Below are 21,231 nucleotides of genomic sequence, written 5' to 3'. Positions count from 1 at the left end.
CGTGGCCGACGGGGCTGCCGCGTCGCCCGCTTGGCGGACCCGTGCCCGGCTGGCTGCCGTGTCCGCGGCTGGCGGACCCGTGCCCGGCTGGGCTGCCGCGTCCGCGGCTAGCGGCGGACTACGGGGTTCGAAAGGCGGCCGATGCCCTCGATCTCCACTTCGTACCGGTCGCCGGCCTGGACGAGGCCGACGCCGGCCGGCGTGCCTGTCATGATGACGTCGCCGGGCAGCAGCGTGAAAGCGCTGGAGACGATAGACACCAGCTCACGGACGCCGCGGATCATCTGGGCGGTGCTGCCGTCCTGGCGAAGTTCGCCATTGAGCCGGCCCTTGATGGACAGGTCCTCGGGATCGAGTTCGGTCTCGATCCACGGACCAAGCGGCGCGGAAGTATCGAATCCCTTGGCGCGCGCCCACTGAAGGTCTGTCTTTTGGACGTCGCGGGCGGTGAGGTCGTTGCCGCAGGTGTATCCGAAGATGACGTCGTCGGCGCGCTCTTCCGGCACGTCCTTGCAGATGCGGCCGATGACGACGCACAGCTCCGCCTCGTAGGAGACCTCCTCGGAGAACTCCGGCAGAACCACGGGATCATTCGGACCCACTACGGAGGTGTTGGGCTTCAGGAACAGCAGCGGCTGCTGGGGCACCTCATTGCCGAGTTCGTGGGCATGCTCCACAAAGTTGCGCCCCACGCCGATCACCTTGCTGCGCGGAATGATGGGCGCCAGCAGGCGGACATCCTCCAGCTTGTGCCGCACGGAGGTGCGTTCCACACCGTTGAAGAACGGATCGCCGTTGATGACAGTGATTTCCTCACTGCCGGGCTGGCCTTCAACAACGCCGTAAAGGGGATCAGAATCGACTACAAACCGGGCAATACGCATGGCCCCAAGCCTACAGTCTCAGTCCCCCTCCCTCAGGAGGCGCAGGTATTCCAGCTGTGCCGCCACGGAATTCTCGGCGGCGCGCCGGACGGAAGGGTCGACGTCGGCATAAACAACGCTGGTGACCTCGCCGACGGCGGCGTCCGGGCCGAGGCCGGCGAGGGCCGTCCGGATCTGGGCGAGCCGGTCCAGCCGGTGGTCCCGGTAGGCGCGGACCACCGCGTCGAGCGCCGGCAGGACGGGGCCGTGGGCCGGCAGAACTGTGGCCGGTCCCAGCCGCTCCAGCCGGTCAAGGGAGGAGAGGTAGTCGGCCAGCGTGCCGTCCGGGTGGTCAAGCACGGTTGTTCCCCGGCCCAGGATGGTGTCACCGGTCAGCACCGAGCCGGCGGGTCCGTCGAGGGGCAGATGGAAGCAGACGGAGTCGGAGGTGTGCCCGGGGGTGGAAACCACGCGGATCTCGGTGCCGCCGGCGGCGATGGTCTCCCCCGGCTGCAGCACGGCTCCCCCGTGGCAATGCCCGGGAGCCGCGGCCCGGACGGGGGCGCCCGTGATTTCGGCGAGGCGGGCCGAGCCGGCGGTGTGGTCCGCATGCCTGTGCGTGACCAGAATCAGCTCCACGGGCCCGGCAGCCGCCAGCGCCTGAAGGTGCGCCTCGTCCAACGGACCCGGATCAACCACCACCGCGCCATGGCCAGGCTCCCCGACGATGTAGGAGTTGGTCCCCTCCAGGCTCATCGGCCCCGGGTTGGGCGCGAGGCGGAAACGCGTCAGCGGGCTGCTGTCGATAAAGGCGCTGGCGATGTGCTGGTTCACGGGTTCATTCTGTCATCCGGGAACACCTGGCAAACAGGGACAGAACGACGGCGGGCGGCCGGTGAGCTGCCGAAACAGCCCAACCGGCCACCCGCCGTCGTTCGCTTTTTGCTTAAATGGCCGAATCGGCTAAGGCGAGCCGGGTCAGCCAGCCGTGGGTGTCCTCCACGGTGCCGGTCTGGATGCCAAGCAGCTGCGCGCGGATGGCCATGGTGGTCTCGCCGGCCTTGGCGTCCTCCGAGCCAATGAATTCCGTAGCGTCCTTCAGAACACCGATGGGCGTAATAACGGCAGCGGTGCCGCAGGCAAACACCTCGGTGATGTCGCCGGAGGCAACGCCGTCACGCCATTCATCCAGGGTGATCTTCCGTTCGGTCACCTCACGGCCCATGTCCTTGGCCACCTGGATGATCGATGAGCGGGTCACGCCCTCGAGGATGGTGCCGCTCAGCGCGGGCGTGACCAGCGAGCCGTCCTTCATGACGAAGAAGACGTTCATGCCGCCCAGTTCCTCAACGGCGTTGTCGTTGAACTGGTCCAGGAACAGCACCTGCTTGCAGCCGTTGGCCTCGGCCTCCTGCTGCGCGATGAGTGAGGCCGCGTAGTTGCCGCCGCACTTCGCAGCCCCCGTGCCGCCACGGCCTGCCCGGGCATACTCGCGGGAAATCCAGATCGAGATCGGCTTGAGCTCCCCGCCGAAGTAGTTTCCGGCCGGCGAGGCAATGACGCGGAACGAGACCTCACGGGCCGCCCGCACGCCCAGGAACGCCTCGGTGGCGATCATGAACGGGCGCAGGTACAGGGCCTCGCCGTCGCCGGCGGGAACCCATTCCTTATCCGCCGCCACGAGTTCGCGGATGGCGCCGAGGAAGTATTCGGCCGGAATCTCCGGCAGCGCGAGGCGGCGGGCGGACTTGTTCATCCGGGCGGCATTGGCTTCCGGCCGGAAGCTCCAGATGGAACCGTCAGCGTGACGATATGCCTTCAGTCCCTCGAAGATTTCCTGCCCGTAGTGCAGCACAGCGGCGGACGGGTCCAGCATGATGGGCCCGTAGGCCTCGATCCGCGCATCATGCCATCCGCCCTGGCCGCTGGCGTCGACCGTGTAGTCAACAATCGCAGTGTGGTCGGTGAAGTGGTCGCCAAAGCCTGGGTTCGCCAGGATGGCTGCACGCTCCTCAGCAGACTTCGGGGTGGCCGAGGGCTGCTGGGTGAATTCGACGCCATGGGCAGTCTGAGTCATGGTTCCTCCACGGTCGGCTGCCTGGCATCTGAACGTGGTTCAGCATCGGACCACGGCAGCGATTGGTAATTCAGGTCAAGCTTACGCCTGCTGGCGGAGGCTAAACGGCCGCCGCAATGGCGTCGCCGATGGCGCTTGTGCTGCGCACTTCGCCGTTGCGGCTTTCGACATCGGCCACCACCGCGGACTCGATCCGCCGGGCCGCCTCGGAGTAGCCCAGGTGGTCCAGCAGGAGGGCTGCGGACAGGATGGCAGCGGTGGGGTCCGCCTTCTGCTGTCCGGCGATGTCGGGAGCGGAACCGTGGACGGGTTCGAACATGGACGGCGCCGTGCGGTCCATGTTGATGTTGCCCGAGGCCGCCAGGCCGATTCCGCCGGTCACGGCCGCAGCAAGGTCGGTGATGATGTCGCCGAAGAGGTTGTCAGTGACGATGACGTCGAAGCGGGCGGGATCGGTGACCATGAAGATGGTCGCGGCATCGATGTGCAGGTAGTCATGGGTGACCTCGGGGAATTCCTTGGCCACGGCCTCGACAGTGCGCTTCCACAGGTGGCCGGCAAAGACCAGCACGTTGTGCTTGTGGACAAGGGTCAGCTTTTTGCGCGGGCGCTCATTCGCCCGACGGAACGCATCCCGGACGACGCGCTCCACGCCGTGGGCCGTGTTCAGGGAAACCTCGGTAGCCACCTCGTGCGGCGTCCCGCCGCGCAGGGTGCCGCCGTTGCCCACGTAGGGACCCTCGGTGCCTTCACGGACGACGACGAAATCGATGTTGCCCGGGTCGGCCAGCGGGCTGCCCACCGTGCCATACAGCCGGGAGGGGCGCAGATTGACGTAGTGGTCGAGGCTGAAGCGCAGCTTGAGGAGCAGTTCGCGTTCGATCAGCCCGGACGGGATGCGGGTGTCCCCCGGCGCTGCACCGATGGCGCCGAAGAGGATGGCGTCGCGCGTCTTCAGGTCCTCGAGGACAGCATCCGGAAGGGTCTCGCCGGTCTCAAGCCAGTGCTGGGCACCGAGCTCGTAGTGGGTCTGGTCCAGGGTGACGCCTTCGGCGGCCACGACCTTTTCCAGCACCTTCAGTGCTTCGGCGATGACCTCCGGGCCAATGCCGTCGCCCGGAATGACAGCAAGATTGATGGTAGATGCGCTCATATTTTCAGGGTAGCCAAGGCATCCACATTCTGGTCAAGCCGTCTCATTATTCGGTCACCCGGCCACACGCTTCCTCACCTTTCGCCGCCCAAACGCAAACGCTTCCGCACTTTCCCAAAGAAAGTGAGGAAGCGTTTGGGGAAAAGCCGCGGGACGTGAGGAAGCGTTTGGGGAAAAGCCGCGGGACGTGAGGAAGCGTCCTAGGCGTCCGCGGGTTCCTCGTACTTCGGGAACACGGGCGCGGGGGCCGGCAGTTCGGTGCCCGCGGCGATCGGCGTCGCGATGGCCGAGAACTCCCGGGCCGCACCTTCCGGCTGGCCGAGGTACCCGAGCAGGGCGGCGGCGGCCGTGGGCATGACCGGCTGGGCGAGGACCGACACGATGCGCAGCACCTCGAGGGTCACGTACAGCACCGTCTGCATGCGTTCGACGTCGGTCTTGCGCAGCACCCAGGGCGCCTGCTCTGCGAAGTACGCGTTGGTATCCCCCAGCACCGTCCAGATCGCCTCAAGGGCGCGGCTGAACTCCTGCTTTTCGAAGGCCGCACGTGCCTGCTCCAGGAGCGCGTTGGCCTGGCCCAGGATTGCGGTGTCCGCGTCCGTCAACGCGCCCGGCACGGGCACCCGGCCCTCACAGTTCTTGGCCACCATGGACAGTGAACGCTGGGCGAGGTTTCCGAAGTTGTTCGCCAGGTCGGAGTTCATCCGGCCCACGATGGCCTCGTGGTTGTAGCTGCCGTCGGCGCCGAACGGAACCTCGCGCAGGAAGAAGAAGCGGACCTGGTCCAGGCCGTACTGGGCCACGAAGTCCGCCGGGGCAACGACGTTGCCCAGGGACTTGGACATCTTGACGCCGTTGTTGTGCAGGAACCCGTGGATCATGACGCGCTTGGGCAGGTCAAGGCCCGCGCTCATGAGGAAGGCCGGCCAGTAGATGGCGTGGAAGCGCGAGATGTCCTTGCCGATGATGTGGACATCGGCGGGCCAGTACCTCTTGAAGGTCTCCGATTCGACGTCCGGGTAGCCGGCGCCCGTGAGGTAGTTGGTCAGCGCGTCGACCCACACGTACATGACGTGCTTTTCGTCGCCGGGGACGGGTACGCCCCAGTCGAAGGTGGTGCGGCTGATGGACAGGTCCTCGAGGCCGCGCTTGACGAAGCTGATGACCTCGTTGAAGCGGGACTGCGGCGCGCCGAATTCCGGCTGTGCCTCGTACAGTGCCAACAGCTTGTCCTGGTAGGCGGACAGCCGGAAGAAGTAGCTTTCCTCGGCGGTCCAGGTCACCGGAGTGTCGGTCTCCTTGGTGTACCGGGCACCGTCTTCCTTGACCACGGTGTCATCCTCACCGTAGTAGGCCTCGTCCCGCACGGAGTACCAGCCCTCGTACTTGGACAGGTAGATGTCGCCGTTGGCTTCCATCTTCTTCCAGATGGCCTGCGAGGCCGTGTAGTGGTCCGCGTCCGTGGTGCGGATAAACCGGTCGTAGCTGATGCCGAGGGCGGCGTGCGCGGCCTTGTAGATTTCCGCGTTCCGGTCTACCAGTTCCTTGGGCGAGACGCCTTCCTTCTCCGCGGTCTGCGCAATCTTCAGCCCGTGCTCGTCCGTGCCGGTCAGGAACTTCACGTCGTAGCCGTCGAGCCGCTTGAACCGGGCCATCGCATCCGTGGCGATGTACTCGTAGGCGTGGCCGATGTGCGGCACGCCGTTCGGGTACGTGATGGCCGTAGTGATGTAGAAGGGGCTCTTGTCTGAGGAAGTCACGGGCGGAACGTTACCTTTATGCGGAGGGATGGATCTAGATCAGTTCGGTCAGCGTATCGCTCAGCCGGACCAGTTCGTGGTCGTGTGACGCCACGAGGACTGCGATGCCGTCGGACGTTGTGTCCTTGAGGATGCTGATGATGCGGTTGGCGGAGGCCCGGTCCAGGCTCGCCGTGGGTTCATCCACCACCAGGACGCGGGTGCCCAGGATCAGGGCGCGGGCGATGGCGACGCGCTGGCGCTCACCGCCGGAGAGCTGTTCGGGACGGTGCCGCATGCGGCGTCCGAGGCCCACGAGGTCCAGCAGGTCCTTGGCCATCTCGCGCCGCTGCTCCACCTCGCCGTCCGGCACCGCGGGGAGGAGGACGTTTTCGAGCGCGCTCATGCCGTCGATCAGCGCGCCGCCCTGGTCAACGTAGCCGATCAGTGCCCGGCGCCGGTCGGCGATCTCGTCGTCGCTCATGGTTTCGAGGGAATCGCCCTCCCACAGCACCCGGCCCGACGTCGGCAGGGTCAGGCCCGCTCCGACGGTCAGGATGCTGGTCTTGCCCGAGCCGCTTCGGCCGGCCACACAGTGCATCTCCCCGGCACTCAGGGTGAGGTCAAAGCCGTCCACGACGCTGACGGCGTCGGACCCGTTCTTGCCCCCGCCGTAGCGGATGGTGATGTTGCTCAGCTCCAGCGGAGTAGCGTGATCGGCTTCCTTGACAATGGTGTTGGCCCGGGTCTGGACCGGGGCTTCAGCCCCATTGTTCCCGCGCACGCGGCGAAGGTTCAGGTCGTTACTCATTTGACCACTTTCGTTGCAATCGGAATCCAGCAGAGAACAGCCACGAGCCCGGCCACTGCGGCCCACAACGCGGCGTAGGGGGCAAGAACAAGGCCGATGCCCAGGGCGCCGAGGATGCCCAGAGGGACGGCAACCGCACCCACCAGGGCGTTTTCGAAGAAGCGGACCTGGCCCAGCATGTCGGGGTTCCAGCCCATGGCCTGCAGCGTGCCGAGGTAGCGGCGCTTGGCCTTCAGCTCGAAGCGCCCGGTCACCAGGGTGAGCAGGAGCCCCACAGCCACGCCGGACAGCCCAAGGATGATGCTCGGCAGGGCCACGCTGGCGGCGGCCAGGCCGCTGAGGGCACTGGCGCCGGCGGCACGCGGAATGTCGATCAGCAGTGCGATCAGGCCGCCGACTGCCGAGCCGAACACACCAACCGCAACGGCCAGCGAGATGGCGTTGAAGCGGTGCGTGCTCAGCTGCCGGTTCGCGAAGGTCAGCGGCGAGTCGACGGCAATGAGCTTTTCGTCGTGCTGCGGTTCCTGGTCGACTACCTCGCGGTGCCGCAGCTGCTGGGCGGCGAAGAAGGCCGCGCCCAGGTACAGGGCCAGCACGGACGCCGAGACGATGGCGGTGGCGACGTTCCAGCTCAGGAGGCTGAGCACGATGCCGGCCACGGCCAGCAGCCCGGCGCCGACGGCGAACTCCTCCAGGACCCAGGAGCGGATGCGGCGCTGGGTCCAGCCCATGGCACGCAGCGTGCCCGCTTCGCTGCGGCGCAGCCGAACGTAGCTGACAGTCGAGGCGCCGGTCAGCAGCGCGGCACCGCAGAGCGTGAGGAACAGCAGTGTCAGGTTCGTCGCCGTCAGCGAGCCGGCAACAGCGTCAGCCGCGTTCTGCCTGACCCACGACTGCTGGACGGTTCCCAGCGCGGATTCCTTGCCGGCGTCGTCCTTGGAGTAGCCGGGAACGAAGATGTTGGCGTCCTCGCGGGCAGAACCGGCCACCACGGTGGCTTCGAGTCCCATGTCCCGGATCTCGGCGGCGAGCTTGTCCACCTCAGGCTGGACCTGCTTCCAGCTGCCGGCGGCGCTGGCGCGGACGCGGACAGCGTCGATGACGGAGGCGTTCTTCTCGTAGCCGCGGGCAGCAGCCAGGCCGTAGTAGTCGGTGATGGCGCCGGCCGACTGGCTGACGAGCCCGGTGGCGCTCAGGGAGGGCTTAAGTGCGGTGTCCGCAACGTCCTTGCCCTGCGCGTCCTTGGTAAGCGTCATGGGCGTGGGATCGTAGCCGCCGAGCGGAAGCCGGTTGACGTCACCGGCCGCTTCCTGGACAGCGGCGGGATCGAAGGTGCCGTAGACCATGGCGAGCGGAGTGGCCAGCTTCTTGCCCGTTTCGAGGTTCTCCCGGTAGGAGCGCTCGTCCACGGGGTTGCGCTGGGTCTGGTCCACGGCCTCGCCGTTGGCGCTCTTCTCCGGGAGGCGGTTCACAGTGACCCACTCGCCGGGGGTGGCGGTCTTGTCCTCGGCTCCGTTGCCTGCGGTGGAGCCGTCCGAGTACTTGGGGGCGGAGGCGAAGTTGGTGCTCCAGGTTGGGGGGCTGTACAGGCCGCGGCTGAAGCTCGCCGAGTTGCCGAGCAGCTTGGAGTAGTCCGTGGACCCGGGCCAGGACAGCGCAAAGGGCGACTTGGAGACGAAGGGCAGGTAGTCCTTGTCCAGGGAGCGCTCAGCGGTGCCGACTTCCTTGACCACTTTGCCGGAGTCGTCGATCTCTTCGATTTTCACGGAGTACTTCAGGTCAACCGAAGTGCCGGAGCGGACGATCAGCGGGATGGCCTGGGAGTCCTCGGTGAGCTGGCCGTTGCGCTTGGCCTGCTGGTACTGGGTCATGATGGGAGCCCAGTACTTGAGCTTCACGCCGAGGAAGTCAGGGCCCTCCTCGAGTTCCTTCATGCCAATGCCGGTGGTGAAGAGGCTCTCCAGGTGCTGGCCGACTGCCTCGGCGCTGCGTGCGTCGGCCGGCGGCGCCTTTTCCAGGGGCGCCAGGAAGTCACCGGAGCTGCCCAGCAGGGCACGCTCGGAGACGGGGTCGACGGCGACCACGGACTCCGTGACCTCCGGAGCCATGGGCAGGGCAACAGTGAGGTTGAACAGGTTGTGCTCGGACCCTCCGGCCGGGGCCGGGAACTTGATCCCGGTCTCGCCGTCGGGACCCGCGATCTGGATGCTGTTGCCGCCCTCGACCTGCTGTTCCACGAGCTTGCCCTTGCCGAGAGAGCCCTCGGCGGTGGACTTGAAGAGGGTGTGCTGCGAGGAACCGTCGGAGCTTGTGGCGCTGGCGGTCAAACGGTACTTCTTGGGCGTGTCGCTGAGTACGGACTGCGCTTCTGGCCATTTGCTGGGGTCGGTGCCGCCGGGCTGCCCGGCGGTCGCGGTGCCGACGAGGCCGGCGTTGAAGCCCAGGTAGTCCATGGCCTCCAGGCGCGGAGTCTCGAGGTTCTGCGTCACACGCGAGACCAGGCTGATGGGCGCGGCAACAGAGGTGCCGGACAGATCCCGGATCTTCTGCAGCTGGTCGAAGCTGATTCCGCCCTGCCCGGTGGCAATCTCGGGCTGCATGAGCGAACCGTCCGAACCTGCCTTGGCCTGGACCAGGATGTCGTAGAGCCCGCGCGAGTTCTGGTCCACGGTCCGGTTCAGCGCTGCCTGCGACTGGGTCTGGACGAGGACGGACAGGCACATGGCGAAGATCAGAATTGCAGCGGTCAGCAGCAGCACTTTGCTTCTGATGAACCTCTGGACGGCGTTCATTGGGCTCCCTGAAACCTGGATTGCGTGCGCACGCCACGATGACCGCAGAATGTGGAGGTGTCCCTTGCGGGCGTGCAAAAAGTATTGGCCGGCCTGCCGGCTGGATCCTTAAATTCGAACCTAGCCATTGTACGCAGACCGGCCAATCATACTTGGCCGGGGTGAACTCCAGGGGACAAGGAGTTTACCCCGCGTTGGGGACCTGGCCGTTGCCGGCCGGTGTTCGCCGGACTAGTCCTCGAGGTCCACTTCGCGCACCATCTCGGCACCGATGCCGGCCTTGATGGCGTCCAGCACCTGCTGCGGGACGGAGCTGTCGATGGTGAGCAGCGCCAGGACCTGGCCGCCCTCCGCGTTCCGTGCCACCTGCATGCCGCCGATGTTGATGTTGTTCATGCCCAGGATGTGGCCGATGGTGCCGATGACGCCGGGACGGTCGGCGTAGGAAACCACGACGAGGTGCTCGCTGATGGGAATCTCGACGTCGTAGCCGTTCACGCCGACGAGCTTCTGCACCTGCTTGGGGCCGGTCAGGGTGCCGGCCACGGAGATCTGGGCGCCGTCGCTCAGGGCACCGCGCAGGGTCAGCACGTTGCGGTAGTCCTCGGCCTCAGGGGTGGTGATGAGGCGGACGTTGATGCCACGCTGCTCGGCGATCACGGGGGCGTTGACATAGGACACCTGCTCGGTGACGACGTCGGCGAAGATCCCTTTGAGTGCGGCGAGCTCCAGGACCTTGACGTCAAGCGCGGCGATTTCACCTGCAACCTCAACGTCGATCTGGGTTACGGAGGCGTGGGTCAGCGCCGTGAAGATGCGGCCCAGCTTCTCGATCAGCGGGATGCCCGGGCGGACGTCGGGCGCGATCACGCCGCCGGCCACGTTCACGGCGTCCGGAACCAGTTCCCCGGCGAGGGCGAGGCGGACTGACTTCGCGACGGAGACGCCGGCCTTTTCCTGTGCCTCATCGGTTGACGCGCCCAGGTGCGGGGTCACCACAACATTGTCCAGCTTGAAGAACGGCAGGTCGGTGCTGGGCTCCTGGACGAAGACGTCCACGGCGGCGCCGGCAATCTGGCGGTCCTGCAGCGCGGTGTAGAGGGCTTCCTCGTCGACGAGGCCGCCACGGGCCACGTTGATCACGTAGGCCGTGCTCTTCATTTTCCTGAAGGCGTCGGCGCCGAGCATGCCGACCGTTTCCGGTGTCTTGGGCATGTGGATGGTGATGAAGTCAGACTGCGCGAGCAGCTCGTCGAGGGTGACGAGCTTCACGCCGAGTTGGGCGGCGCGGGCGGAGGTGATGTAGGGGTCGAACGCAAGGATCTCGGTGTCGAAGCCCTGCAGGCGGGCGGCCACCAGGGCGCCGATGCGGCCCAGGCCGATGATGCCGATCTTCTTCTCGAAGAGTTCAATGCCGGTGTACTTGGAGCGCTTCCACTCGCCGTCCTTCAGGGCGGCGCTGGCCTGCGGGATGTGGCGGGCCAGGCTCAGGATGTGGCCTACGGTCAGTTCCGCGGCGGAAACGATGTTCGACGTCGGGGCGTTGACCACCATGACACCGGCCTGGGTGGCGGCCTTGATGTCGACGTTGTCCAGGCCGACACCGGCACGCGCGATGACCTTGAGGTTCTTCGCAGCGGCGATGGCCTCGGCGTCCACCTTCGTGGCGGAGCGGACCAGGATAGCGTCAACGTCCTCGATGGCAGAGAGCAGCTGGGAACGATCGGCGCCGTCGGTCTGGCGGATTTCAAAGTCCGGGCCAAGGGCCTCGATGGTGGCGGGCGAAAGTTCTTCGGCAAGCAATACTACGGGTTTTGACACAGCTGATCCTCTGCGTTGAAGTCCTGGGGGTAAATAAAGTCTAGGCGTACGGAAAGGCCGGGCTCACATTGTTAAGTGTGAACCCGGCCTCACTGTCGCTGTGAAAGGCGCAGCCTTAGCGGGCTGCAGAGCCTTCTACGTAGTCCTGGTCCTGCTGCTGCCAGGAGAACAGGGAGCGCAGCTCGCGGCCAACGCCCTCGATCGGATGGGACTCCGCCTTGGCACGCAGCTCCTTGAATTCGACGGCACCGTTGTCCTGGTCTTCGATGAAGCGCTTGGCGAAGGCACCGGACTGGACGTCTGCGAGGACGGCCTTCATGTTTTCCTTCACCTCGGGGGTGATGACGCGCGGGCCGGAGACGTAGTCGCCGTACTCTGCGGTGTCGGAAACGCTCCAGCGCTGCTTGGCGATGCCGCCTTCCCACATGAGGTCAACGATGAGCTTGAGCTCGTGCAGCACCTCGAAGTAGGCGATCTGCGGCTGGTAGCCGGCTTCGGTCAGGGTTTCGAAGCCGTACTGGACCAGCTGGGAAACGCCGCCGCACAGGACAGCCTGCTCGCCGAAGAGGTCGGTTTCGGTCTCTTCGGTGAACGTGGTCTTGATGACGCCGGCGCGGGTGCCGCCGATGGCTTTGGCGTAGGACTTGGCCAGGTCCCAGGCGGAACCGGAAGCGTCCTGCTCCACGGCGATGATGTCCGGAATGCCGCGGCCGGCTTCGAATTCGCGGCGGACCGTGTGGCCGGGGGCCTTCGGGGCGATCAGGATGACGTCAACGCCCTCCGGTGCCTCGATGTAGCCGAAGCGGATGTTGAAGCCGTGAGCGAAGGCGAGGGCCTTGCCCGGGGTCAGCTTGTCCTTGATGGAGTCGTTGAAGATCGAGCGCTGGTGCTGGTCCGGCGCCAGGATCATGATGACGTCGGCCCATTCGGCGGCGTCGGCAACGTTCTTGACCTGGAAGCCTGCGTCCTCGGCCTTGGCGATGGACTTGGAGCCTTCCTTGAGGGCGATAACAACCTCGACGCCGGAATCGCGCAGGTTCTGCGCGTGGGCGTGGCCCTGGGAGCCGTAGCCGACAATGGCAACCTTGCGGCCCTGGATGATCGACAGGTCTGCGTCGTCGTCGTAAAACATTTCAGTCACTTGCGTAACTCCTCTTGAGTGGATTTCTTGTAGATGTATTGCTTGGTGCTGCGTTTGCGGGCAATGTTTCCGCTTAGGCGGAGCGCAGCGCCCGATCACTCATGGAGCGGGATCCCCGTCCAACGGCCAAGGTGCCGGACTGCACAATTTCGCGGATACCGAAGGGCTCCAGCACTGAAAGCAGTGCCGTGAGCTTTTCGGGATGGCCAGTTGCTTCAATGACCACCGAGTCTGTGGAGACGTCGACCACTGAAGCACGGAACAGGTCTGCAGCCTGGGTCACCTGCAGACGAGTTGCGGCATCCGCACGTACCTTGACCAGGATGTGGTCGCGCTGTACGGAAGATTCGGAGGTCAGTTCAACAATCTTGATCACGTTGATCAGCTTGTTCAACTGCTTGGTGACCTGTTCGATCAGGTCACCGTCGGCGTCGACGACGACGGTCATCCGGGAGATGCCCGGAACTTCCGTCGGGCCGACGGCCAGGGAATTGATGTTGAAGGCGCGGCGGGCGAAAAGGCTGGCCACGCGGGTCAGCACACCGGGCTTGTCTTCGACCAGAACGGACAGTGTGTGGCGGCTCATGATCAGTCCTCCTCTTCCCATTCCGGGGTCATGTTGCGGGCAACCTGGATCTGGTCGTTGCTGACCCCGGCGGGCACCATCGGCCACACCATGGAGTCGGGGCTGACCACGAAGTCGATGACCACGGGGCGGTCATTGATTTCCAGCGCCTTCTGGATTGTTGCGTCGATGTCCTCGTCCCGCTCGCACCGGAAGGACGCGCACCCGTAGGCCTCGCCGAGTTTGACGAAGTCCGGGATGCGGATGGTCTCGTGGCCGGTGTTCAGGTCGGTGTTGGAGTAGCGGCCCTCGTAGAAGAGGGTCTGCCACTGGCGCACCATGCCCAGCGAGGAGTTGTTGATCACAGCAACCTTGATGGGGATGTTGTTGATGGCGCAGGTGGCCAGCTCCTGGTTGGTCATCTGGAAGCAGCCGTCGCCGTCGATGGCCCAGACCACACGGTCCGGCTCGCCGACCTTGGCGCCCATGGCAGCGGGAACGGCGTAGCCCATGGTGCCGGCACCGCCGGAGTTCAGCCAGGCATGCGGACGCTCGTACTTGATGAACTGTGCAGCCCACATCTGGTGCTGGCCCACACCGGCAACGTAGATGCCCTCCGGGCCCGTGAGGGCGCCGATGCGTTCGATGACGCGCTGAGGTGCGCTGAGCCCGTCTTCGGGCTCGGTCCATCCCAGCGGATACGTTTCCTTCAGGTTGTTCAGGAAGGCCCACCAGCTGGCCAGGTCCGGGGTTCCGGATGTGCCGAACTGGGTCCGGACGGCTTCGGTCAGTTCCGGAATGATCTCCTTGACGGAGCCGACGATGGGAACATCGGCGGTGCGGTTCTTGGAGATTTCCGCGGGGTCGATGTCCGCGTGGATGACCTTGGCGTTGGGCGCGAAGGTCTTCAGGACGCCGGTGACGCGGTCGTCAAAGCGCGCACCCAGGGTCACCAGCAGGTCCGCCTGCTGCAGCGCGGTCACGGCCGAGACCGTGCCGTGCATGCCGGGCATGCCCACGTGCTGCGGGTGCGAATCCGGGAAGACGCCGCGGGCCATGAGAGTCGTCACCACGGGGGCGCCGGTGAGTTCGGCCAGCTCGCGGAGTTCGGCCGCGGCATGGGCCTTGGACACACCGCCGCCCACGTACAGCACGGGCTTGCTGGCGGCCGAGATCAGCTTGGCGGCCTCGCGGACCTGCTTGTTGTGGCCGCGGACCACGGGGCGGTAGCCCGGCAGGTCGATCTTGGGCGGCCAGGAGAACGTCATCTGCCCCTGCTGGGCGTCCTTGGCGACGTCAACAAGGACCGGGCCCGGACGTCCGGTCGAGGCGAGGTGGAAGGCCTCGGCCATGACGTGGGGAATGTCGTTGGGGTCCGTCACCAGGAACGAGTGCTTGGTGATGGGCATGGTGATGCCCACGATGTCGGCTTCCTGAAAGGCATCGGTGCCGATCACTCCGCTGGATACCTGGCCGGTGATGGCCACGAGCGGAACGGAATCCATGTGCGCATCCATGATGGCGGTGACGAGGTTGGTGGCACCCGGGCCCGAGGTGGCGATGCAGACGCCCACCCGCCCGGTGACCATGGCGTAGCCTTGCGCGGCGTGGCCGGCTCCCTGTTCGTGACGGACCAGAACGTGGTTCATTCTGGAGGCCATCAAGGGGTCGTAGGTGGGCAGGATCGCGCCACCGGGCAAACCGAAAATGTCGTCGACGCCGAGTTCTTCGAGCGAACGGACAATTGCTTCTGAGCCGGTCATCACCGTCGGGGGTACGACGTTGTTCGGCCCAAGGACAGGAGAGGCGGCTGCAGCAGTGTCGACCCCGGCCTCGGCCGGCTTGTCGACGCGTTCCGGAGCCTTGGCGGCTCCAGCGGACTTTGAAGCCATCAGCGAGGGGCTGATGGGCGATCCTTTGCTCATCGAACTCTTCCTTAGTGGATCTTGAATTGGTGTGGTGCTAGGGAAAACTGAACGTTCCGTCCCGCCCGGAAAATAAAAAAACCCCTCAGCCTGGTGGCTTTTCGAGGGGTTGCGCGTGACAGTTCGTTACCAGTCGGGCTATGGAGCCACGCGCTTGGTAAGTACGACGACGGCGCCGACGGTAACGAATGCGATCATGCGTTCAGTTTTCCCTCTAAGTGAGATACGTGTCAACGAGCACGGCCCGCGTCTCACAGTGTGGACTCCATTGTCCACGGGCCGAACAGGTTCGGCCCGTTACTCCCAACGATATCCCCCCGAACAAACCCCCGCACATGCGGGCAGGGCTTAATAAGGGTGATGCCGAGGGGCCCCTTGCGGGAGGCGCTCAGCGCCGCCCGCAAGGGCAAGGTATCACCCGCAATATGCACCTGTGCTGGCGCTGTGCACCAGCTTGGCGTACTTGGCCAGGACGCCCTTGGTGAACTTGGCCGGCAGCGGTGCCCAGCCTTCCTTGCGGTCTTCGAGTTCTGCGTCGTCAACGAGCAGGTCGAAGGTGCGCGCTGCGATGTCCACGCGGATCCGGTCGCCGTCCTTCACGAAGGCGATGGGGCCGCCGTCGACCGCTTCGGGGGCGACGTGGCCGATGCAGAGGCCGGTGGTGCCGCCGGAGAAGCGGCCATCGGTGAGCAGCAGGACATCCTTGCCCAGGCCCGCACCCTTGATGGCACCGGTGATGGCGAGCATCTCGCGCATGCCCGGACCGCCCTTGGGGCCTTCGTAGCGGATCACCACGACGTCGCCCTTCTGGATCTCGCCGTTGTCCAGCGCGTCCAGGGCGCCCTGTTCACGCTCGAATACCCGGGCGCTGCCTTCGAAGACGTCGGCGTCGAAGCCGGCGCTCTTCACCACGGCACCCTCGGGGGCGAGCGAGCCGTGCAGGATGGTGATGCCGCCGGTCTTGTGGATCGGGTTGTCCAGCGCGCGCAGGATCTTGCCGTCCAGGTCCGGCGGGTTGATCGCAGCCAGGTTCTCGGCAACAGTCTTGCCGGTGACGGTGAGGCAGTCGCCGTGCAGCAGCCCGGCATCGAGCAGCGCACGCATGATGACCGGAACGCCGCCGATCTTGTCGACGTCCGTCATGACATAACGGCCGAACGGCTTCAGGTCGCCCAGGTGCGGGATCTTGTCGCCGATCCGGTTGAAGTCGTCCAGGGTCAGTTCGACCTCTGCCTCGCGGGCGATGGCCAGCAGGTGCAGGACGGCGTTGGTGGAGCCGCCGAATGCCATGGTCACGGCAATGGCGTTTTCGAAAGCCTTCTTGGTCATGATGTCGCGGGCTGTGATGCCGAGGCGCAGCAGGTTGACCACTGCTTCGCCGGACTTGCGGGCGAACTCATCACGACGGCGGTCTGCCGAGGGCGGAGCCGCGGAGCCCGGGAGGGACATGCCCAGGGCCTCGCCGATGCAGGCCATGGTGTTGGCGGTGTACATGCCGCCACAGGCGCCTTCGCCGGGACAGATGGCCTTCTCGATGCGGGTGAGGTCCTCCATGCTCATCTTGCCGGCAGCGCACGCCCCGACGGCTTCGAAGGCGTCGATCAGGGTGACTTCCTTTTCGGAGCCGTCCTCAAGCTTGACCCAACCCGGCATGATGGAGCCGGCGTACAGGAACACACTGGCGAGGTCCAGGCGCGCGGCGGCCATGAGCATGCCCGGGAGGGACTTGTCGCATCCGGCCAGCAGCACGGAGCCGTCGATGCGCTCTGCCTGCATGACGGTTTCCACGGAGTCGGCGATGACTTCGCGGGAGACCAGGGAGAAGTGCATGCCCTCGTGGCCCATGGAGATGCCGTCGGAAACGGAGATGGTGCCGAACTGCATCGGGAACCCGCCGCCGGCGTGGACGCCTTCCTTGGCTCCCTGGGCCAGCCGGTTCAGGGACAGGTTGCAGGGAGTGATTTCATTCCAGGAGCTCGCGACGCCGATCTGGGGCTTGGCGAAGTCGTCGTCGCCCATGCCCACGGCCCGGAACATTCCACGTGCCGGAGCTGCGTGAATGCCATCGGTGACAATCCGGCTCCGGGGCTTGATGTCAGGCTTGTTATCGGTTGCGATCTGGGTGTCCTCACTCATGGGTCAAAGTCTATGACTCCTGAAAGGCCGCCCACGACCGGAACGGGCCGGTTTGGCCCAATTTTCAGAAAATTTCGATCAAATGGTGGACTTGGGTCTCACATTCTGGAACATGGAGCCTCCGTGCCCTCTGCCCCGCTGGCGTTGACAAGCCTAGACAGCCCTATTGACAGAGACGTACCGTCAAGCAACGGCAACCTCGTGTGACGGATGAAAGGTTTTGCTATGGAGTGGATTATCTGGGTCATTGTCATTGTTTTGGTCATCGCCATCGCTTGGTGGCTGCTGAACCGGAAGTCACGGGGAACGGCATCCGGCGCGGCCCGGACCGAACAGGTGATGTCCCCTGCCGGAACCGCTTCCGCAGCATCAAACGGAACGGAAGCGACGCCGTCGGCCGCTTCTGCCGCTGCAGCAGCGGTGGGGCCTCCGTCAGACACCAGCCGGACCGTACCGGAAACAGGCCGCCTGGCCGAGCCGGACACCGAACCGGACTTAGGGCCAGGGCCGGCAGCCGCGAAAGCCGCGCCGCCTGCGGGCCAGCCGACCCCCGCCGCCACTCGCCTGGACCCCGAGGACGTGGAACCGGACATCGAGTCCTGGGAAGCCGCCACCGCCCGTCCCTCCTCGGCGCGGCCCGCCGGAGGGGACGTTGACGACTGGGACGACGACGGGGACAAGGCCGAATGGGATGCCCAGTGGTCGGAGGCGGGCAGTTCCACCCCCCAGGCCGCGGCGCAGCCTGCCACCCCGACGCACCACCCCGAGTACACGGACCCGCACTCCCCCACCCTGCCGGGCGCGGAATCGGCCGCGGCCGAAGCCCTGGACGCCGAGGCTGAAACCCAGCAGCGGATCCAGTCCTCCGCTGCGACGGAAGCCGGGGCCAGCCACGATGCCCCACCCCATCACCGCGAACCCCAGCCTCATCACCTCGAACAGGGCTTCGGTGCAGAACGGGGATTCGGCGAACAGCCCATCCCCCACAGGCAGGCCTCCGGCGAAGGCTCAGAAGCCGCGGCGGACCAGCCGTACGGCGAGGGTTCGGCCTCGCCGGCCGCGGACGGCAGCGCCCCGGACGGATACGCCGTCAAGGGCGACGTCAGCGCCATGACCTATTACGACGAAGACAGCGCCGGCTACCAGGACGCCAGGGCGGAAGTCTGGTTCCTTTCCCCGGCGCACGCCGAGGCTGCCGGGTTCCGGGCGCCGCGCCGGTCCCGGCGCTAACACCGCCCAGGCGGCGGCAGACTGCGGCCGGAGGAAGGGCATGACACGCAACCACCCCGAAAAGCCCGCCACGGCGGCCGCCGCTGTGCCCCTGGCTGTGACCGCCCTGGCATTGTCTGCCCTGACGTTGTCGCTGTCCGGCTGCACGGGCGACGGCGGTCAGCCCGCCCCGGGCACCGGCACACCAGTGACCGGCACCTCGGGAACCGGCTCCACTTCGGGAACAAGTGCGCCGGCCGCGTCCAGCACGGCAGCCCCGTCGGCGCGGCGGGCGCCGGAAGTGCTGAGCAGGATCGAGGGACTGCAGATTCCTTGGTCGACGGTGTTCCTGCCGGACGGCACAGCAGTTATTTCCGAACGCGATTCCGCCCTGCTCAAGTCCGTGACGGACGGCAAGGTCAGCACCATCGGTTCCGTTCCCGGCGTCGTTCCGGGCGGTGAAGGCGGGCTGCTGGGCCTGGCGTTGTCGCCCGGCTTTGCCTCGGACCACTACCTCTATGCCTACTTCACTTCGGCCGAGGACAACCGGATTGCCCGCATGCGCCTGGAAGGTACCGGGGCAGCCGGCGGCGGGGGCCTCCGGCTGGGTGAGCCGGAGGTGATCTTCTCCGGCATGTCCAAGGCCTCCACCCACAACGGCGGCAGGATCCGCTTTGGCCCGGACGGCTTCCTCTACGTCGGCACGGGCGACTCGCAGCGCCGGGAGCAGCCGCAGGACCGGAATGCCCTGGGCGGCAAGATACTGCGGCTCACCAAGGACGGCGCCCCCGCTCCCGGCAATCCCTTCCCGAACAACCCCGTCTACAGCCTCGGGCACCGGAACGTCCAGGGCCTGGCGTGGGACAGTCAGGGCAGGCTCTGGGCCAGCGAATTCGGACCCGACGTCAACGACGAACTCAACCTGATCCAGCCCGGCGGAAATTATGGGTGGCCCGAAGTCACCGGGGCACCCCACCGGGACGGATTCATTGATGCCAAGGTCGTCTGGCCCTCCACGGCGGACTCCTCGCCCAGCGGACTGGAAATCACCGGCAACACGGCCTACCTTGGCGCGCTGAGGGGCCAGCGCATCTGGACCGTCCCGCTCGACGGTGAAAACGCCGGCAATCCTGTGGGCTATTTCACGCGGCAGTTTGGGCGGATCAGGAACGTTTCGCTGGCCCCTAACGGCGATTTATGGGCCCTCAGCAACAACCAAATCCCTGATTTCGCGCTGATTTTGCGGCTTCCACGCTAAGTGGCACGTCCCGGCCACCTCGATTTCGCACTGGCCAAAACTTCGTGTAGAGTCTTATGTCGTTGCGGAGGTCAACGAGGGAAACAAAAAGCCCACAGATGACCGAAACAGCAGATGCACCTCTAGCTCAATTGGCAGAGCAATTGACTCTTAATCAATGGGTTCCGGGTTCAAGTCCCGGGGGGTGCACCACTCCCGAAGCCCCGTCTTCAAGGCCACAAGCCTGAAGGCGGGGCTTTGTCGTTTCCCGGAAAGTGGCTGCGCCGGGAGCGGTGTTGTCATCGCCAAAACTTCGTGTAGAGTTTCATGTCGTTGCGGACGTCAACGAGGGAATCAAAAGCCCGCGGATGAACGAAACAACAGATGCACCTCTAGCTCAATTGGCAGAGCAATTGACTCTTAATCAATGGGTTCCGGGTTCAAGTCCCGGGGGGTGCACCACCGAAGCCCCGCCTTCAGGCCCCAAGCCTAAAGGCGGGGCTTTGCCGTTCATGCAATATTGCTGGCGCGGCAGGAACCACCGGCCGAAGCGACCGTTGCCTGCGGCTTGGCGGCCCCGCGGGCGGCTTCCCGGCTTCAGGCTCCCCCGGCATCCGGAGCGCTGCCGGAAGAACCCCTAACCTGCAGCTCGCTGCTGACCAAATGCTTCCGGCCCGGCAAGTCAGGGTTGCCCAGCCGCTCCAGTATGTACTTGCCGGCTTGCACCCCCACCGCAAGATTGCCGTTGTCCACTGAGGTCAGGGACAGGTGGCGAATGCGCGCCAGATACGTGTTGTCGTAGCCAACCAGGGAGATGTCACCCGGAACTGTCGCGCCCGCGTCGGCGGCGGCGGACAGCACGCCGATGCAGGCGATGTCATTGAAGGCAAAAATCGCCGTTGGCGGAGCATCGGCTGTCAGCAGTGTCCGGGCCGCGCTGTAGCCACTTTCCTCGCTCATGCCGCCCGCCACCGTGTGCGGTTCCAAGCCAGCCGCCTGCATCGCCTGCTCGTAACCCGCCCGCCGCAGGCGCCCGATCTCATCGGGGCCCTGGAGATGGGCAATGCGTTTGTGCCCGAGCGCAATGAGATGCTCGGTGGCCTTCCGCGCACCCGCAACGTCGTCGTTGACCACAACGTCCACGCCCGGCAACTCCGGATCAAGGGTGCCCGCCAGCACCACAGGAACCACGGCAGAGGCGGCCCTGATTGCGACGGACTCCGTGGTGGTTCCCACAACCACCAACCCGTCAATCCGCTGCTCCAGCAGCGCCTCGACAGACGCGCGGCCGATCCTGTGGTCTGTATAGGAGTCGGCAAGGACGGGCGAAACTCCGGCAGCGTGCAGGGATGCGGAGAGACCTTCAAGGAGCTCGATGAACCAGGGGTTCCGGAGATCGTTGAGCAAGACGCCAACGGTCCCCGTGCGCGGCATCGAGAGCCCGCGGGCTAGTTTGTTGGGCCGGTAACCCAGTTCGTCCATCGCTGCAAGCACCGCCCGCCGTCGGGCATCACTGACGTTCCCGGAACCCTGCAGAACCAGCGAGACGAGGGACTTGGACACCCCGGCCCGGTCTGCCACATCGCGGATCGTGGGCTTGGCCGCGGGCAGGCCGCTGTTGGGGAACGATGGGCTCACGGGGCTCCTCTTCAAGTCATGGCAGCCTGCTGCCGGTCCCGTACCAGCCTAAAGGGTTGACGAACCGGGCTCTTGCCATTCAGTATGGACCGGTCCAAGAAAATTCCAAAAAATCAAAAGAGGA

General features: G+C 65.7%; 15 protein-coding genes and 2 tRNA genes. 4 read left to right on the top strand and 13 right to left on the bottom strand.

The features are described from left to right. Positions 1 to 107: 107 nt before the first annotated feature. From AC57BR_RS24085 to ilvD, 12 genes are all read right to left on the bottom strand, one after another. Positions 108 to 884: a fumarylacetoacetate hydrolase family protein gene (locus AC57BR_RS24085; protein ID WP_354258772.1), complete on the bottom strand. Its 777-nt coding sequence runs from the start codon at positions 882 to 884 to the stop codon at positions 108 to 110. Between the two features lie 18 nt (positions 885 to 902). Next, positions 903 to 1,697 carry an MBL fold metallo-hydrolase gene (locus AC57BR_RS24080; RefSeq protein WP_496365131.1) on the bottom strand — a complete coding sequence of 265 codons (795 nt, stop codon included), beginning with the start codon at positions 1,695 to 1,697 and terminating at the stop codon, positions 903 to 905. Positions 1,698 to 1,809: 112 nt separating this feature from the next. Then, on the bottom strand, positions 1,810 to 2,940 hold the full coding sequence (locus tag AC57BR_RS24075; protein ID WP_496365130.1) for a branched-chain amino acid aminotransferase: 1,131 nt from the start codon (positions 2,938 to 2,940) through the stop codon (positions 1,810 to 1,812). 100 nt (positions 2,941 to 3,040) lie between these two features. After that, positions 3,041 to 4,093 carry a 3-isopropylmalate dehydrogenase gene (locus AC57BR_RS24070; RefSeq protein WP_496365129.1) on the bottom strand — a complete coding sequence of 351 codons (1,053 nt, stop codon included), beginning with the start codon at positions 4,091 to 4,093 and terminating at the stop codon, positions 3,041 to 3,043. Between the two features lie 200 nt (positions 4,094 to 4,293). Continuing rightward, positions 4,294 to 5,853: a methionine--tRNA ligase gene (gene metG / locus AC57BR_RS24065; protein WP_496365128.1), complete on the bottom strand. Its 1,560-nt coding sequence runs from the start codon at positions 5,851 to 5,853 to the stop codon at positions 4,294 to 4,296. A gap of 34 nt (positions 5,854 to 5,887) precedes the next feature. Then, entirely contained in the window at positions 5,888 to 6,643 is a 756-nt protein-coding gene (locus AC57BR_RS24060; protein ID WP_496365127.1) for an ABC transporter ATP-binding protein, read from the bottom strand. Next, positions 6,640 to 9,435, bottom strand: a complete 2,796-nt coding sequence (locus AC57BR_RS24055; RefSeq protein ID WP_496365126.1) for an ABC transporter permease — start codon at positions 9,433 to 9,435, stop codon at positions 6,640 to 6,642. The genes AC57BR_RS24060 and AC57BR_RS24055 overlap by 4 nt, the downstream gene beginning before the upstream one ends. Before the next feature lie 231 nt (positions 9,436 to 9,666). After that, complete coding sequence (serA, locus tag AC57BR_RS24050) at positions 9,667 to 11,256, bottom strand: phosphoglycerate dehydrogenase (RefSeq protein ID WP_496365125.1); 1,590 nt, start codon at positions 11,254 to 11,256, stop codon at positions 9,667 to 9,669. Between the two features lie 115 nt (positions 11,257 to 11,371). Further along, the gene (ilvC, locus tag AC57BR_RS24045) at positions 11,372 to 12,397 is read right to left on the bottom strand and encodes a ketol-acid reductoisomerase (protein ID WP_377989852.1); all 1,026 of its coding nucleotides are present in this window, start codon (positions 12,395 to 12,397) and stop codon (positions 11,372 to 11,374) included. Between the two features lie 73 nt (positions 12,398 to 12,470). Beyond that, on the bottom strand, positions 12,471 to 12,983 hold the full coding sequence (gene ilvN / locus AC57BR_RS24040; protein WP_050054685.1) for an acetolactate synthase small subunit: 513 nt from the start codon (positions 12,981 to 12,983) through the stop codon (positions 12,471 to 12,473). Between the two features lie 2 nt (positions 12,984 to 12,985). Then, positions 12,986 to 14,887 (bottom strand): acetolactate synthase large subunit, encoded by a 1,902-nt coding sequence (locus tag AC57BR_RS24035; RefSeq protein WP_496365124.1) that lies wholly within the window; start codon positions 14,885 to 14,887, stop codon positions 12,986 to 12,988. A gap of 414 nt (positions 14,888 to 15,301) precedes the next feature. Further along, positions 15,302 to 17,023 (bottom strand): dihydroxy-acid dehydratase, encoded by a 1,722-nt coding sequence (gene ilvD, locus AC57BR_RS24030; protein WP_496365123.1) that lies wholly within the window; start codon positions 17,021 to 17,023, stop codon positions 15,302 to 15,304. Between the two features lie 225 nt (positions 17,024 to 17,248). Between ilvD and AC57BR_RS24025 the strand changes: the two genes are divergently transcribed. From AC57BR_RS24025 to AC57BR_RS24010, 4 genes are all read left to right on the top strand, one after another. After that, entirely contained in the window at positions 17,249 to 18,253 is a 1,005-nt protein-coding gene (locus AC57BR_RS24025) for a sunset domain-containing protein (protein ID WP_496365122.1), read from the top strand. Positions 18,254 to 18,293: 40 nt separating this feature from the next. After that, entirely contained in the window at positions 18,294 to 19,490 is a 1,197-nt protein-coding gene (locus AC57BR_RS24020) for a PQQ-dependent sugar dehydrogenase (protein WP_496365121.1), read from the top strand. A 116-nt stretch (positions 19,491 to 19,606) separates the two neighbouring features. Continuing rightward, positions 19,607 to 19,682 (top strand) — tRNA-Lys (locus AC57BR_RS24015). A gap of 173 nt (positions 19,683 to 19,855) precedes the next feature. Beyond that, positions 19,856 to 19,931: transfer RNA gene (locus tag AC57BR_RS24010), tRNA-Lys, on the top strand. Positions 19,932 to 20,066: 135 nt separating this feature from the next. On the opposite strand, the gene AC57BR_RS24005 is transcribed toward AC57BR_RS24010, so the two are convergent. Further along, positions 20,067 to 21,107, bottom strand: coding sequence for a LacI family DNA-binding transcriptional regulator (locus AC57BR_RS24005; protein WP_496365120.1), 1,041 nt, complete (start codon positions 21,105 to 21,107; stop codon positions 20,067 to 20,069). Positions 21,108 to 21,231 lie beyond the last annotated feature (124 nt).

The sequence above is a fragment of the Arthrobacter sp. BGA-UO-ETr-C19 genome, assembly GCF_059568005.1.
Note: the sequence above shows the minus strand (reverse complement) of the source record. Positions and strands in the feature narration are given on the sequence as shown.